The following is a 14,084-nucleotide window of genomic DNA, read 5'->3' as shown; positions in this document are numbered from 1 at the left end:
CGCCTGCACGCGATCGATCAGCGGAGTAGGAAGCTGAGCGGGGCCGCGGCCGCGGAGCTGGCCGACGGAGCGCCCACGGGATCGGCCACCGTGCCGACGACCGAGTCGTCGAGACCCATTCGGTGGTGATAAAGACGGGCTTCGAGGGAGCGAGCGCCCGCGCGGATCGAAGAGGCCGCGATCTGATCCTTCCGGATCCTGGCGACCGTGACCGGGGTCACCCACATGGGATCGACCAGCATGCCCGTGATGGAGCGAATCGTACCGGGTCGTCCTTCGAGTCGGCTGCCGGACGGGTCCAGGAGCACGGTGCTTCCGTCGTTGAGTCGAAGCGCGATGTCCGCGTCGAACACCTGAGTCAGCGACTTCACCGCGTCCCTCCCCCGAATGGAATCGCGGCCGGAAACACCGCTGGCTGCCTGCGGGACGTCGAAGCCGAGCTGGACCTCCAGAAAGCTCCCAGCATCGCGAACGAAGAGGTGCGGCGCCTCCTGGATGCCTCGTTTTCGGAAGAGCACGAACGGTTTGACGACGGCAACCTTGCCCGTCGGATCGGGTCTGTTCTCCACGCCTTTCACCAGGCCGGGCGTGACCACGATCTCGTAGCGCGCCAGCGAAGCGCGTACGGAGTTCCTCACCTCCTCGAGCGGACGGCCTGCCTCGGCGAGGAGTTCCCCCGCCAGCATGTCGACGAGCTCGCCCTTGGGGATCTCCTCGATGGATCTGGAGGAGGGGAGGATGTAGTCAGGCTCCTGGGAAAGCGCGGCCTCGATATCGACCTCGGGAGGATTGAGCGACCAGGTCGCCCGTCGGTGCCCGGGAAGCGCGGTCGTTCGGCCGAAGACGTCGAGCACGCGGTGCCTCGAAAGGTAGGCGATCGCGCCGGGCCACGGCGACATGACCGTGGATCCCTCCGGGAGGCGCTCGCGCATGAACGAGCCCACCTCGCGCAGCTGCTCCGTGAGCCGGATCTCGTTGAAGAGCGCGGAGCGGCCCAGGAGCTTGCTCCCGCCCGGGGCCGGAGTCGCCTGCGCGCGGTACAACTTCTCCTGCACTCGCTGAACCTGGATTTGCCCCAGGTCACCTGGGAATCGGCTGGCGAAGAGCGCGACGAAGATCATGAACGAGATCGAGACCCAGACAAGCCGCTCCATGCTGCGCCTGTAGGTGTCGAGCGCTCTCGCCATTCCCTGCTGGATCGCGATGAACAGCATGGCGAGCGCGGGGGTGAAGGCGATATCGAAGCTCTCCGGCGCGCCTCCGCCCAGGAGAACGGTCGTCGCCGCCGCGGCCAGCCCGAGGCCGAGGGCGCGGCGGCCCACGCCGGAGAGCTCGCCCATGACGAGCGCCACGAGCGGAAACGCGAGCAGGATCGGCGACGCCGTGACCACGACGAAGTCGCGGAGTCGCGCCAAACCCTGATGCAGGGTGGCGGAATCGAACTGCAGCGCGTCCGCCAGGTCGTGCAAGAGCGATGCGCCGCTTCGGTGGACCAGGCCAAGCGCGATCAGCGCGGGCAAGAAGACCCAAAGGGTCGGTCGTCGCGACGGGGCGGCGTGGCCCCGGCTCGCGCGTCGGCGGACCTTCAACCAGCGCAACAGCGTCTGGAGCGCCAGCACCGTGACGCAGACCACTCCGACCGGGCTGGCGATCATGAGTGCCATCAGGCTCGCGCTGGCGAAGCGGCGACGGCCGTGCTCTAGCGTCACGAAGGCCATCGCGGTGAGGAACATCACGAGGGGCCACTCGGTTCCGCTCGCACCAGCGGCCGCCACCGCGCCGCTGAAGACCAGCAGGAGAGCCGGAATGACGCCCGCGTTGCGATCGGTGTCGAAGCGCGTGGACAGGAAGACCGTGCCCATGGCGCATGCGATCCCGATCATCTGGATGATCCGAGTCACCGAGAAGAACAGCCCTCTCTCGGAGAGCGCAGCGAGCCATTCGACCAGAGCGGAGAGCCAGATGAGCAGCGGCGAGGGGTACGAACCCAGGTCGCCCGTGGTCGCGCCCGTCGCTGGATCGATCGACCACCAGATACCGCCCTGGTGCACCAGATTCCTGCCGAGGTGGAACGCCACGTGCGCGGAGTCGTACGGCAGACCGAACGCGCCGAGCCCGTTGCGATGGACGGCCAAGATGTGCACGAGCAGTGCAGCCATCGCTAGCAGAATGGCGGTGATCCGATTCATGGGGGTGACGGCGGGTGATTACCGCGACAGGTCGATGTCGATCGTAGCGACTTCGCCGGCGGGAACGGTCATATCCACCGTGCGCCGTTCACGTCCCGCGACCAGGGTGAGCCGGTAGCTTCCAGGCAAGAGGTCGTGCAGTTCGAAGCGACCGTCCTGGGCGCTGCGGGTCGCGCGGAACGTCACGCGGTCGAGGACCGTCTCGCCCTCCGAGGCGTCCTCGTCGGCCGAGACGCGCTCGATCTTCACCAGGGCACCGCGGACCGGATCCGGTTCCGATGCCGACTCGGCGGCGAGATCGACAGCGAGGCCCTCGTCGCGGCTGGAGGCGTAGACGCGTCCGGTGACGGCGCCCATCGTGGCGACCAGGTCGAGCCGCGGAGTGTCGCCGCCCGCCTCGTGGGTGAAGGTCCGCGGCTCGCCGTGCCGGGTCTGCAGCAGGTCGGGCTCGGTGGCTCCGCGGTCGTCCGGGGAGAGAAGGATCGCGCGATAGCGACCCGCATGCAGCAGGTCGACGTGGAACGAGCCGTCCGGCGCGACCGGTGCCCGGCGGGGGAAACCGCCCGCCGGATCCGTCGGCGCCGTGACGGGCTGAAAGAGGAGCTCGTAGCCGAGTTCAGGCGTCGCCAGCGGACCGAATCGAACGGTCCCATCCAGGTCGGCCAGGGAGAGCACGGGTGGCTCGGGTGGGGCACCGATGGGGCGGTCGAGCTGGAACGTGCGGGTCTCACCTGCCGGCGTCGACTCGGTGAGCGCGACCTCGAACTGGCTGGCCTCGAAGCCGAGCGCGACGACGCGCAGAAGCAGCGGGCCCGGACGCAGATCGCCGAGCTCGAAGGTCCCGTCGCGGCGGGACCAGGCCCAGACTGGCCGGCCCGCCTGCTCGGTCGTGACGCCGGCTTCGGGCACGGGTTGCCCTTCGCCATCCACCAGGATGCCGCGAAGCGTCAGGTCGCCGAGCCCAAGGTCGACGACTTCGATCTCCGCGTTTCGGGGCGGGACCGTGAACTCCATGCCCAGCGGGGTGTCATGGAGGGCCCCGATCGCCAGCACCGTGCCGACGATGGCGAGGGAAGCCAGGGGGATGATCGTGGAGAGCTTCATCCCGTTGGGCGCGCGGAGTGCAGCGCCTGGAGAAGCCCCTCGGCGGCCGGGAACTCCTGGGTGTCCTCGAGAACGAGGCCGTCCCAGAACTCCTCGAGCCCACGCCGGCCGCCCAGCTCGTAGGCGAGGAGCCTCACGCCGAGCTGGAGCTGGTCGCACTTCTTCACGAAGCGGGCCTCGCGGGTGCCCTGGTCGCTGAACTCGGAGTAGGCGTCCGCGGCCGCGGCGGAGAGGGGCCAGAGGATCTCGCGCGCGAGGCTGGCCTCCATGGCCTTCTTCGCGCCGGCGGGGAGGTGCCGAGCGGCCGGTCGCGGGAGATCGCCAGAGAGTGCCTCGGGCGCGTCGTGGACGAGCGCCATCGCCAGGACGCGGCCAAGATCGAGCGCGGGCCGCACCTGGGGAGCGAGCGCAAGCGCCACGTGGGCGACGCCGAGGATGTGTCCCGCAATGGACTCCGGCGACTCGATGCCGCGGAGGGCCCAGCCGGTGCGCGGGAGGTGATCGAGCGGCACGAGCGCGATGAGCGCCTCCAGTGCGACATCGGCGTCCCAGGGGTCGGATCCGGAGTTCGGCAACGAAGCGGGGCGTTGGCCTGCGGTGAGATGGACTGAGCGTTCGATGGCCATACAGAGGGAAAGGCGAGAGCCACCCTATCATGCTCGCGCGCGAGGGCGTGAAGCAAGCCAGGAGCAGGTCGCGTAGAGTCTGGCCATGGTATTCCCTCTCCTTGTCGCTCTCTCGATGCTCTGCCCCCAGGGCAGCGTCACCGTCGACGCCGGTCGCGGTCCCCTCACTGTCTCTCTCCCCGCCGGCTACGACCCGGCGCAGCCGATCCCGCTGATCGTGCTGCTCCACGGCTACGGCGCGTCCGGTGCCGTCCAGGAGAGCTACATGCGCTTCACGCCGATCCAGGACCAGTACGGCTTCGCCTTCTGCGCTCCCGACGGAACGCAGAATGGCCTCGGCCAGCGCTTCTGGAACGCGACCGACGCGTGCTGCAACTTCCAGGGCAGCAACGTCGACGACTCGGCCTACCTGCGCTCGCTGATCGAAGCCATCGAGGCCGCGGTCGAGATCGATCCGCGCAGCATCCATCTCGTCGGGCACTCCAACGGCGGATTCATGAGCTATCGCATGGCCTGCGAGCACGCGGACAAGATTGCGTCGATCGCGAGCCTGGCGGGCGCGACGTTCCAGGATCCCGCGGACTGCACCGGCATGGGGCCCGTGCACGTGCTCCAGATCCACGGCACGTCCGACGGAACGATCGGCTACGGCGGCGGCTCGATCGGCGGCAACAGCTACCCCGGCGCGCTGGAGACGGCGCAGCTGTGGGCCACGCGCAACGGCTGCGGTCTGACCGTCGAGACCGAGACCCAGGCGCTGAACCTCGACTCCAGTCTCGCCGGTAAGGAGACCACGCGCACCCGCTTCAGCGGCGACTGCGCGATCGGAGGGACGGTCGAGCTCTGGACGATCAACGGTGGATCTCACACGCCGAACCTGAGTCCCTTCTTCGCCAGGCGCGTGGTCGAGCATCTGCTCGCGCGTCCCAAGGCGGACCCCACGGGAGAGGTCTATTGCTCGCCGGCGACCGTGAACTCCAGCGGTTCTTCCGCGTCCATCGCCGCCGTCGGCAGCGACGTGCTGGCGGACAACGCGCTGACGCTTCGCGCCGCGGGTCTTCCGCCGCAGACCTTCGGCTTCTTCCTGAACAGTCTGACCGAAGGCTCCGCGACGCCGCCGGGTAGCCAGGGCACGCTGTGCCTCGGCGGCTCGATCGGCCGCTTCAGCGCGAGCGTCCTGAACTCGGGCGCAGCGGGCGAGTTCTCCCTCGAAGTCGACCTGACGGCGATCCCGAACAACCCGCCCGCGTCGGCGCTGGTCGGGGAGGTGTGGAAGTTCCAGGCGTGGTTCCGGGACGCGAATCCCCAGGTCACGTCGAACTTGACGGACGCGATTCGGATGACCCTCCGCTGAGCGAATCGCTCTTTCCTCTTCGACGCGCTGCACCACACGCATCGATTCGAGCGCAGCGCATCGAAGCACGTGTGGCTATCGCACGTTACGCCTGGCTGCTGCCCACGTCCGATTCACGTGTCTTTGGCCGCAGCAGCATCGCGGGTCGGAAGAGGTCGAACTCTCGGTTCTTGTGCTTCGCGCGTACCTCGTCGGGCAGGGTACGAGCGTCGACGACCTTCTCTTCGTGCCAGATCCAGATGGGGAAGTTGTGCTTCTCCAGCCATTCGACCTCTTCGCGAACGGCGCGCGCACCCTCGCGGTACATGCGGGTCTGGATTTCGAGCTCTTCTCGCTCGCCCTGGGTCATGACCCATTCCTCGAAGGGCATTTCCTCCCACTCGTCACTGGAGCCCATGATCGGGAACTCTTCCTTCGAGGGCTCGGGTTCGGAGGGTGGCGAATTCTGTCCAGAGTTCTGGTTCATGGATCCTGGGCCGTTGCTGGTGCCGCTGACTGGCGATGGGCCGAAGCTCCTCGGTCCGATTATCGTAGACCGTCCAAGCGTCGCACAGGGGTCGATAGAGAGTCTCGAAGTTCACAAGGCTCCTCCAGTACCGCCGGCGGATCACGGGCTCCGGGATGTCGTGACCGCCTCGCGAAACGCGCTGGGAGACCCGGTGGATGGACAGTTCGGGTGAGGGCAGAGTCACGTAGCCGAGTCGGACGACGTAGCCTTCGGCCTTCGCTTCCTCGAGGAAACGTGCGAATCCGAGGGACGCAAGCGTCGACTCGAACGAGAAGCTCTTTCGCTCCTTCCGGTACCTGCGCATACGACCGAGCATCATGCGGCCCGCCTCGATGGCGGCCCCCGCGGGATCGTGAGGCGAGATCGCCTTGGCCATGAAGTCTGCGTTCAGGAAACGCCCCTCGTTCAGGCCGTGGGGGAGAATCCTGGAGGCGGTGGTCGTCTTTCCCGCGCCGTTAGGGCCACCAAGGGCGATGATCTCGGGCCGGTCTCGAGGATCCTGGTTCGGTCGCATGGCAGACTCGAAGAATAGTCCTTCCATGCTCGGATGGACCCCGTCAACCGGCGGCGGGTTGCCGGGCGGACCCTGGCTGGCCGGTCTCCCGGGAGCTCCCCGCCGGGTCCCCCGGCGAGATCCAAGCGGGAGACGGTCCTGGAAGGCAGATTCCCGACCGAGTTTCCCGCCTTTCTCGCCCGCGCGGGCTGGGGCCGCCCGCGCCGCTCCCTATAATGCTCGGCTCGAACGTCCCGGCGCGAATCCGCGCCGAGGCCCCCTCGTAGCCCCGTGAGGCAGCCCCAGCGGCCGCCTCCTGACCCAATTGGCCCCCTCGAAACACCCGTGAGAACACCCTACGTCGCAGGCAACTGGAAAATGAACCTCGACCGCCGCGCGGCGGGCGAGCTGGCAGCTGCCATTCGCGACCACAAGGCGGACGGCGTCCACGTGGGCCTGTTCCCGGCCATGGTTCACCTCGATGAGGTGATCCGCCAGGTCGCCGGGTCCGCAGTCCGCGTCGGGGGTCAGAACTGCTCCGACGAGGTCTCCGGGGCCTTCACAGGCGAGGTCTCCGCCGGGATGCTCCAGGACATCGGCGCCACCGTCGTGCTGCTCGGCCACTCCGAGCGCCGCCACGTGTACGGCGAGACCGACGAGTTCATCTCCCGCAAGGTCCACCGCGCCCTCGACGCGGGCCTCGACGTGATGCTCTGTGTGGGCGAGACGATCGAGGAGCGCCGCGCCGGCGACACCGAATCCGTTTGCCGGACCCAGCTCACCGCGGGCCTCGCCGGCGTCGACCGTTCCGCGCTCGGCACGGGCAGCGACGGCGGCCGCATCTCGATCGCCTACGAGCCCGTCTGGGCCATCGGCACCGGCGAGACCGCCTCGCCCCAGCAGGCAGGCGCCGTCCATACGTACCTCCGCGGCGTCCTCGCCGGCATGTACGACGAGGCGGCCGCGGACGCGACTCGCATCCTCTACGGAGGCAGCGTCAAGCCCGACAACGCCAAGGAACTCCTGTCCGTCGCAGATATCGACGGCGCCCTGGTCGGCGGCGCTTCGCTGAAGCCCGACCTCTTCCTCCCGATCATCGACGCAGCCCTCTAGAGCGGAGCCCCCAACGGGACCCGTAAGCCGAGACTCTTCATGTCCACCACCATCGTCCTCCTCTACATCCTCTTCGTCGCCGCGGCGATCATCCTCACCGTCGTCATCCTGCTTCAGGAAGGCAAGGGCGGCGGCTTCGGTGACGCGCTCGGCGCGGCTGGCCAGCAGGCGTTCGGCGTCAAGGCGTCCGGCGTGCAGAAGTTCACGATGTACGTCGCGATCGCCTTCCTCGGCTCCGCGGTTCTGATCCACGTGCTGAACAACAAGCGCCAGTCGGGCGTCGACATCGGCGGGATGGAGAGCCTCGATCTTGGAGGCTCCGGCGCCGACTCCAGCGCCGTGCCGATCCAGATTCCCGCCGAGGAAGGCAAGTAATCGAAGCCGCCGGGTGAGCGAATCCGACGCCTGGCGATTTCGAGGAACGGCAACCAGATGAGCGGTACGGTGTACTCGATGACAGGCTTCGGCGCCGGCCGCATCGAAGCCGTACTGGAAGATGAGTGCCAGCTGACCGTGACCGCCGAGGTCAAGACGGTCAACCACAAGCACCTCCAGGCGAAGATCCGCCTGCCCCACGAGTACAGCTCGCTCGAGCCAGCCATCGACAAGCTGGTGCGCCAGACGCTTGCGCGCGGCGCGGTGCAGCTGTCCGTGGACGTTGCGCGGATCGGAGGCGACGCTGGCGTGCGGCTCGACGCGAGCGTGGCGCGGCGCTACCTCGAACTTCAGGTCGGTCTCGCCGCGGAACTCGCTGACGTATCGGGCAGCACCGAGCTCGCGCCCATCACCTCGATGATGGATCTGATCCGCCTGCCAGGCGTGATCGTGCAGTCGACGGGGCAGACCGCAGCCGCGCTGGACGCTGCTGGACCGGAGGCCTCGGCCGTCATCGACGCCGTTGCCGCTGCCCTCGAGCACCTCACGGAGATGCGTCGCTTCGAGGGCGCCGCCATGCGCCGCGACCTGGAGAACAGCGGCCAGGAGATCGCCCGTCTCGTCGCCGAGATCGCCACGCGCATCCCCGACGTGGTCGCCCATCACCGTGCGCGCCTCGTCGAACGCGTGGGCGAACTCAGCGGCCATCCCGGCACGACCGCTGCGGACCTCGCGCGCGAGATCGCGCTTCTCAGCGACCGTCTCGACGTGTCCGAGGAGATCACCCGCCTCCAGAGCCACCTCGAGCAGCTGGAGAACTTGCTCGAAGGCGGCGGCGCGATCGGGCGCAAGCTCGACTTCCTCGCCCAGGAGTTCTTCCGCGAGGCGAACACGATCGGCTCCAAGTGCAGCGACGCCGCCGTCGCGCACCTCGTCGTCGATCTGAAGACCCATGTGGAACGCCTGCGCGAGCAGGTCCAGAACGTCGAATAAGAGCCCCTCCCGGTGAGGCCGAAGCCCGCGATGCCAAAAGAGACATCAGCAGAGACGCCAGAACGGCGCCACCAAGCCCAGCAGCGCAAGGGATCCATGCTCCTGATCTCAGGCCCCTCCGGCTGCGGCAAGAGCACGATCTGCAAGCAGCTGCTGGAGAGCGACGACGTGGTCTTCAGCGTGTCGGCGACGACGCGCGCGCCGCGTCCCGGCGAGGTGGACGGCCAGCACTACCACTTCCTCAGCCCGGAGAGCTTCCGCAAGAAGATCACCGAGGGCGCGTTCATCGAGCACGCCGAGGTCCACGGGAACATGTACGGCACGCTCAAGGAGCCGATGGAGCGCGCGATCGCCGACGGCAAGGTCTACCTCGTCGAGATCGACGTGCAGGGCGCGCTGCAGCTCAAGGCGCTGGAGGTCGACGGCATCTACGTCTTCGTCGCGCCGCCTGATTTCGAGGTGCTGCGGAACCGACTCTCGGGACGAGGAACGGAGACGCCCGAGGTGCTGGAGCGCCGCCTGAAGAAGGCCGAGGACGAGTATCGCGAGCGCGAGCGCTACGACCACATCGTCGTGAACGACAACCTCGAGCGCGCGGTCGCCGAGATCCGTCGGATCTCGGGGCTGCCCGAGGAGCCTGACGCTGGATCTGGCGGAGCGTCCCGTGGCTAACGTGCTCCTTGCCGCGTCCGCGTCCGTCTCGGTCTACAAGGCCTGCGATCTCGCGAGCAAGCTCAGCCAGGCGGGGCACACGGTGCGCGCGGTGCTGACAGCGAACGCTGCGAAGCTCGTGTCACCGCAGCTCTTCGAGGCGGTGACCGGCCAGCCCGCGTTCGTTTCGGAGTGGGGCGAGAATCGCCGCGCGGCCATGGATCACATCGACCTCGCAAAGTTTGCGGAGCTCGTGGTGGTGGCGCCGTGCTCGGCCAATCTCGCCGCGCGCCTCGCGCACGGTTTCGCGGACGACCTCGTTTCGACCGCGCTTCTCGCGGTCGCGCCGGGCGTGCCGCGCCTCGTCTGTCCGGCGATGAACCCGAACATGCTCCAGCAGCCCGCGGTCCAGCGGAACTTCGACCAGCTCCGCGCCGACGGCTGGCAGTTCGTCGAGGCCGAGGCCGGGCACATGGCCTGCGGTGATCACGGCACGGGCCGGCTCGCCGAACCGCAGGCGATTCTCCGCGCCGTCGAATTCGTGCTCACCTCGAAGCCATGACCTTGGAAGATGAGAAGCCGCTCCACGTGATCGTGACCGCGGGCCCGACGCGCGAGTACATCGATCCGGTGCGCTACCTCTCGAACGAATCGAGCGGCACCATGGGGTTTGCGATCGCGCGCGCCGCCGCCGAGCGCGGTTACCGCGTCACGCTGATCGCGGGCCCCGTTCACCAGGAGACGCCTCCGGGCGTGGACCGCGTCGACGTCGTCAGCGCGCTCGACATGCTCGCTGCGCTGAAGGAGCACTTCCCCGGTGCGGACGCGATCTTCATGGCTGCGGCGGTCGGCGACTTCCGCCCCGCCGAGCGCTTCGAGGGCAAGTGGAAGAGGAAGGAAGAGGGCGGCGACGGGACGACGCTGGCGCTCGTCGAGAACCCCGATCTTCTCGCGACGATCGCGGCCGAGAAGGGTGCGCGCAAGGTGATCGCGTTCGCGCTGGAAACCGCTGACGGCGAGGCCAGGGCCGCGAAGAAGCTGATCACCAAGAACGCCGATTACATCGTGCTGAACGGCGCGGCCGCCCTGAATGCAGCCTCGTCGTCGGTCACGCTGATCGACCGGAAGGGCGTGGTCTGGAAGCGAGAAGATCGCCCGAAATCGGAGACGGCGGGTCGACTCGTCGACCTGCTGACCTGAGGGTCTGGAGACGTGACGTCAGGTGACAGGAAGCGCTGGCCCGGTCTCCCCGCGCCCCCGTCATCAAGGAGCCTGTCGCCATGACTCCCTTCTCACGCAAGCCGCCGCTACCCGAGCACCTTCCCGTCCGCATCGCCGAGGCCGCCAGGGCCGCCGACGTCGACGCTGCGCTGGTCCAGATGGGGGAGCTCTTCCAAAGGCTCCCCGAGCTTCCGGCCGTTCAGAACGCATTCGGGGGAGCGCGGCCTCCGATCCCGGCTGCGGTGCTGACCGCGCTCGTCGCCGGCGCGATGAACCGCAAGGGGCAAGCGGACAAGGTCGAGCCGCTCGTGCGAGCGGTGTCCGAGGTCTACACGCCTCTTCGGCCGCGGGATGCGCTGGATCGCGCCGTTTCTGGCATCGCGTTCGTCTATCCGTTCCTGCTCGTGCCGCTCGTGGAATCGGCGCTGGCCACCGGAGACGCCGAGCGCGCGCTCGAGCTGCTCGGCGACGTGCAGGGGCCCGGCTGGGCGACGCGCGCCAGCTGGTTCGACGAGGATCCCTTCCTGGCCGAGGTGCTTGGCCACGAAGCGATCGCCACGCGGCTGAATCGGCTCCCCGGAGACGACTGGATCCTCGACCGCAAGCTCGACGTTCGAGCAGCGCGGACCATGGACTTCCGCGTGGAGCGGGACGTCGACTTCGACACGGAGCTGCTGCGTGCGGCGCTCATCGTCCGGGACCTGGAACGGGCTCTGCCGGTCGTCGAAGAACACCTCGCCGAGCGCGACCGCATTCTACGTCTCAACGGCTTTCATTTAGGCTTCCACTCGATGCTGGTGCTGGCTGGCGTGGGTCGGAACGCCGAGGCCATGGAGCTGGCGCGTGAGATCGTCCGGCACGGCTATGGGCTGAGCTGGCGCTTCCGTCTGGAGAGCGCGCTCGAGATGCCCTGGACCCAGGCCGTGCATCAGAACGAGTACCTCGCCGTGCTGGCGGCCACGCCCGAGTATCAGGCGTGGATCGACGCGGAGGTCCGCCACATTCCGCCCTCGAAGGACGACCCCGTCGTGCTCTGCCACGTCGAGGAGGGCACGTGGGGCGGCAAGAAGCGACGCAAGTGCGCCTGGACGCGGGAGTGGATCGAACCGGGGGAAGCGGTCGTTCGAATCCGTCGTCTCTTCGATCCAGCCAGTTCGAACGACGTCGAGATCGTGGCCCCTTCGGCCATGGCATCCGGACCGCTCGCGGAGGCCCGCGCGCAGTTCGAACGGTATCGCATTCCGATCGACCGGCTCTTCCCAGATCCGCGCCGGGTCCGAAGCCACTGGGGCCACTCCGGTATCGCCGCCTTGGCCCACGACCTGGCCTTCGATCCAGCCTCCCTCGATCTCGATCGCGCCGTGCGGCTCATGGCTGGCGCGGACCCTCCTGCGCCGCGCTTTCTTTGGACCGACCCTGCGGCGAGGCAGGGCTGGCGCGAGCCCTTCCCACCCTTCGCCGGGGATGATGGCTACGGCGATCCCGTGACGCTTTTCTGGCGGCTCTGGCGCGCCGGGTACGGTGCGGAGATCGTGGAGCGCGTGACGGCGCTGCCGGCGGCCATGGCGGACAAGTTGATGGCGATGATCGGGACGGTGAACGACGCGGACCTGCGCAGCGCGACCGCGCTCCACTTCGGACTCGAAGAGCTCCCCGCGATGATGGATCTCGCGTTCACGGCGCGCCTCTCCCTGAAGCACCATCGAACCCTCGCGGACTTCGGGCGCGACCATCCGCGCTACCGCTCCGCGCTCGTGGCCACCATGCGCAGCTACGGGCTGCACCTCTATAACACCGGCGGCCCGACCGCGAACTGGTACCTCGACGGCCTGAATCATTACGCCTACGCGCACGGGTCCCAGCTGCTCTACTTCCTGATTCATACGCCCGAGGACGATTCGATCCTGGCCCAGATGATCGAGAAGGAACTCCTGCCCAGGGATACCGGTCGAGGCGGCTACAGCTACTACGACGACACGAAGAGCATGTACTACCGGGCGGCGTGCCTGCACCTGGCCTGGCACGCGCCGGACCGCATGGCCGTCTGGACCTCGGGCTGGATCGCCGAGACGATGACGCGCTCGTACGACCGTGCGACGAAGCGTCTCATTCCATCGGCGATTCGGTGACGGCGATCTCTCCCCGCGCCCGCCCGAGAATCGAGCCGTCCGCTACCCTTGGAGGATCATGCTCACCACGCTTCTCCTCGCCGCTACCTGTCAGTCCACCCTTCCGATGGGCTCGGGCGACCCGTTCCTCTGGACCGACGCGATCCAGGCTCCGGCGCCCCAGGCGGGCGATCAGTTCGGGCGGTCACTGGCTGCCGGCGGCGATCGCGCCGTCATCAGCGCTTGGCGTCGCGATTCCAACACCGGCGGCGCGGACGTGTATCGCTGGGACGGGAGCGCGCTCGTTCACGAAGCCTCGCTGACGCCGAGCGATATCGGGCCCGGCTCCATGTGCGGGCTCAGTGCGCATATCAACGAGCAGGGCAATGTCGTCGTTCTGTCCGCGACGGGCGACGCCACCCAGGGAACGAACGCAGGAGCGGTCTACGTGTTCCGCCGCCACTTCGCCACGTGGGTCGAGGAAGCGAAGCTGCTCGCGCCCGGCGGCGCGGAGAGCGACGCGTTCGGCAGCTCCGTGGCGGTCGGTGAGAACCTCGTCGTCGTTGGCGCCCCCGGCGTCGACCTCGTGCCTCCGGGCTTCTACGCCGCGGGCGCGGTGTACGTCTTCGAATTCGACGCGACGGCGTGGGCCTGGGATTCAGGGCGCACGATCTTTGCGCCGGACCCCGATGGAGGCGATCGTTTCGGCCAGGAGATCAGCCTCGATGGCGCGACCTTCGCGGTCGGCTGTCCCCAGAAAGACCACGGGCTCGGGGACAACGCGGGCGCGGTCTACCTCTACTCGCGCCAGGGCGGTGCGTGGGCGCTCGAGGAGCGACTCGTGACGCCGGGGGCGAGCGCCGGGACGCACTTCGGCCGCGCGGTGGCGCTCGAGGGCGACGTGCTCCTCGCCAGCTCCGTCGCAGGCAGCATGACCGGCTCCGTTCACGTGTTCCGCCGCGGCCTCGCGGGGTGGACCGAGGCGACCCGATGGGCGGCCCCGCACCCGGAGCCGTTCGATTTCTTCGGCGAGAGCCTCGCGCTCCATGGGCAGAACGTGATGGCGTCCGGCCGCAAGCTGGGCGGCGTGGACGCGCCTCTGGTGCATGCCTACCGTCTGGGTGGTGGCGCGTCCGTGGAGTGGAAGCAGCTCATCACGCAGCCGTTGCCCACGGGCTCACACGTCGGCGGAGGGTCCGAGCTGGCTCTCTCCGACCACTTCGCGCTGATCGGAGAGGCGCTGCACGCGCAGAACCTCGGCCACTCTCCGAGCTACGTGGACGTCCTCCGTCCCGCACCCGAGCACCAGGGAAGCGGAATCATCCGCTCCGCCCGGCGCTGACGCCGCC

Annotated in this window: 14 protein-coding genes; 9 read left to right on the top strand and 5 right to left on the bottom strand. The window is 68.4% G+C overall.

Going from position 1 to position 14,084, the window contains the following annotated elements; all coding sequences use genetic code 11:
• Positions 1-17: 17 nt before the first annotated feature.
• From Poly30_RS25940 to Poly30_RS25930, 3 genes are read right to left on the bottom strand one after another with little or no spacing between them, the layout of a single operon-like run.
• Positions 18-2,189 carry a hypothetical protein gene (locus Poly30_RS25940; RefSeq protein ID WP_145204661.1) on the bottom strand — a complete coding sequence of 724 codons (2,172 nt, stop codon included), beginning with the start codon at positions 2,187-2,189 and terminating at the stop codon, positions 18-20.
• An 18-nt stretch (positions 2,190-2,207) separates the two neighbouring features.
• Positions 2,208-3,293 carry a carboxypeptidase-like regulatory domain-containing protein gene (locus Poly30_RS25935; protein ID WP_145204658.1) on the bottom strand — a complete coding sequence of 362 codons (1,086 nt, stop codon included), beginning with the start codon at positions 3,291-3,293 and terminating at the stop codon, positions 2,208-2,210.
• The gene (locus Poly30_RS25930; RefSeq protein ID WP_145204656.1) at positions 3,290-3,919 is read right to left on the bottom strand and encodes an HD domain-containing protein; all 630 of its coding nucleotides are present in this window, start codon (positions 3,917-3,919) and stop codon (positions 3,290-3,292) included. The genes Poly30_RS25935 and Poly30_RS25930 overlap by 4 nt, the downstream gene beginning before the upstream one ends.
• Positions 3,920-4,004: 85 nt before the next feature.
• Here Poly30_RS25930 and Poly30_RS25925 point away from each other — a divergent pair, with 85 nt between their 5' ends.
• Complete coding sequence (locus tag Poly30_RS25925) at positions 4,005-5,273, top strand: CE1 family esterase (RefSeq protein WP_145204653.1); 1,269 nt, start codon at positions 4,005-4,007, stop codon at positions 5,271-5,273.
• A gap of 85 nt (positions 5,274-5,358) precedes the next feature.
• On the opposite strand, the gene Poly30_RS25920 is transcribed toward Poly30_RS25925, so the two are convergent.
• Together Poly30_RS25920 and Poly30_RS25915 are read right to left on the bottom strand one after the other, a co-directional pair.
• Positions 5,359-5,670 (bottom strand): hypothetical protein, encoded by a 312-nt coding sequence (locus tag Poly30_RS25920; protein ID WP_145204650.1) that lies wholly within the window; start codon positions 5,668-5,670, stop codon positions 5,359-5,361.
• Positions 5,657-6,322 (bottom strand): ATPase, encoded by a 666-nt coding sequence (locus tag Poly30_RS25915; protein ID WP_145204647.1) that lies wholly within the window; start codon positions 6,320-6,322, stop codon positions 5,657-5,659. Before Poly30_RS25915 ends, Poly30_RS25920 begins: the two co-directional genes overlap by 14 nt.
• A gap of 297 nt (positions 6,323-6,619) precedes the next feature.
• Here Poly30_RS25915 and tpiA point away from each other — a divergent pair, with 297 nt between their 5' ends.
• The 8 genes from tpiA to Poly30_RS25875 all read left to right on the top strand — a co-directional run bounded on the left by tpiA (position 6,620) and on the right by Poly30_RS25875 (position 14,077).
• Positions 6,620-7,387, top strand: a complete 768-nt coding sequence (tpiA, locus tag Poly30_RS25910) for a triose-phosphate isomerase (RefSeq protein WP_145204644.1) — start codon at positions 6,620-6,622, stop codon at positions 7,385-7,387.
• A gap of 39 nt (positions 7,388-7,426) precedes the next feature.
• The gene (secG, locus tag Poly30_RS25905; RefSeq protein ID WP_145204641.1) at positions 7,427-7,762 is read left to right on the top strand and encodes a preprotein translocase subunit SecG; all 336 of its coding nucleotides are present in this window, start codon (positions 7,427-7,429) and stop codon (positions 7,760-7,762) included.
• A 57-nt stretch (positions 7,763-7,819) separates the two neighbouring features.
• Positions 7,820-8,755, top strand: coding sequence for a YicC/YloC family endoribonuclease (locus Poly30_RS25900; RefSeq protein ID WP_145204638.1), 936 nt, complete (start codon positions 7,820-7,822; stop codon positions 8,753-8,755).
• A gap of 30 nt (positions 8,756-8,785) precedes the next feature.
• Complete coding sequence (gmk, locus tag Poly30_RS25895; protein WP_145204635.1) at positions 8,786-9,427, top strand: guanylate kinase; 642 nt, start codon at positions 8,786-8,788, stop codon at positions 9,425-9,427.
• Entirely contained in the window at positions 9,420-9,968 is a 549-nt protein-coding gene (locus Poly30_RS25890) for a flavoprotein (RefSeq protein ID WP_419190684.1), read from the top strand. The genes gmk and Poly30_RS25890 overlap by 8 nt, the downstream gene beginning before the upstream one ends.
• Positions 9,965-10,606 carry a phosphopantothenoylcysteine decarboxylase domain-containing protein gene (locus Poly30_RS25885; RefSeq protein WP_145204628.1) on the top strand — a complete coding sequence of 214 codons (642 nt, stop codon included), beginning with the start codon at positions 9,965-9,967 and terminating at the stop codon, positions 10,604-10,606. The genes Poly30_RS25890 and Poly30_RS25885 overlap by 4 nt, the downstream gene beginning before the upstream one ends.
• 80 nt (positions 10,607-10,686) lie before the next feature.
• Positions 10,687-12,756: a hypothetical protein gene (locus tag Poly30_RS25880; protein WP_145204625.1), complete on the top strand. Its 2,070-nt coding sequence runs from the start codon at positions 10,687-10,689 to the stop codon at positions 12,754-12,756.
• A 58-nt stretch (positions 12,757-12,814) separates the two neighbouring features.
• Entirely contained in the window at positions 12,815-14,077 is a 1,263-nt protein-coding gene (locus tag Poly30_RS25875; RefSeq protein WP_145204620.1) for a hypothetical protein, read from the top strand.
• Positions 14,078-14,084 lie beyond the last annotated feature (7 nt).

The sequence above is a fragment of the Saltatorellus ferox genome, assembly GCA_007751475.1.
Classification (GTDB): Bacteria; Planctomycetota; UBA1135; order UBA1135.
Note: the sequence above shows the minus strand (reverse complement) of the source record. Positions and strands in the feature narration are given on the sequence as shown.

Excerpts from the sequence above, each read along its gene's own strand:
- Poly30_RS25940 (WP_145204661.1), bottom strand. The coding sequence starts at position 2,189 with ATGAATCGGATCACCGCCATTCTGCTAGCGATGGCTGCACTGCTCGTG.
- Poly30_RS25935 (WP_145204658.1), bottom strand. The coding sequence starts at position 3,293 with ATGAAGCTCTCCACGATCATCCCCCTGGCTTCCCTCGCCATCGTCGGC.
- Poly30_RS25930 (WP_145204656.1), bottom strand. The coding sequence starts at position 3,919 with ATGGCCATCGAACGCTCAGTCCATCTCACCGCAGGCCAACGCCCCGCT.
- Poly30_RS25925 (WP_145204653.1), top strand. The coding sequence starts at position 4,005 with ATGGTATTCCCTCTCCTTGTCGCTCTCTCGATGCTCTGCCCCCAGGGC.
- Poly30_RS25920 (WP_145204650.1), bottom strand. The coding sequence starts at position 5,670 with ATGGGCTCCAGTGACGAGTGGGAGGAAATGCCCTTCGAGGAATGGGTC.
- Poly30_RS25915 (WP_145204647.1), bottom strand. The coding sequence starts at position 6,322 with ATGGAAGGACTATTCTTCGAGTCTGCCATGCGACCGAACCAGGATCCT.
- secG (WP_145204641.1), top strand. The coding sequence starts at position 7,427 with ATGTCCACCACCATCGTCCTCCTCTACATCCTCTTCGTCGCCGCGGCG.
- Poly30_RS25900 (WP_145204638.1), top strand. The coding sequence starts at position 7,820 with ATGAGCGGTACGGTGTACTCGATGACAGGCTTCGGCGCCGGCCGCATC.
- gmk (WP_145204635.1), top strand. The coding sequence starts at position 8,786 with ATGCCAAAAGAGACATCAGCAGAGACGCCAGAACGGCGCCACCAAGCC.
- Poly30_RS25885 (WP_145204628.1), top strand. The coding sequence starts at position 9,965 with ATGACCTTGGAAGATGAGAAGCCGCTCCACGTGATCGTGACCGCGGGC.
- Poly30_RS25880 (WP_145204625.1), top strand. The coding sequence starts at position 10,687 with ATGACTCCCTTCTCACGCAAGCCGCCGCTACCCGAGCACCTTCCCGTC.
- Poly30_RS25875 (WP_145204620.1), top strand. The coding sequence starts at position 12,815 with ATGCTCACCACGCTTCTCCTCGCCGCTACCTGTCAGTCCACCCTTCCG.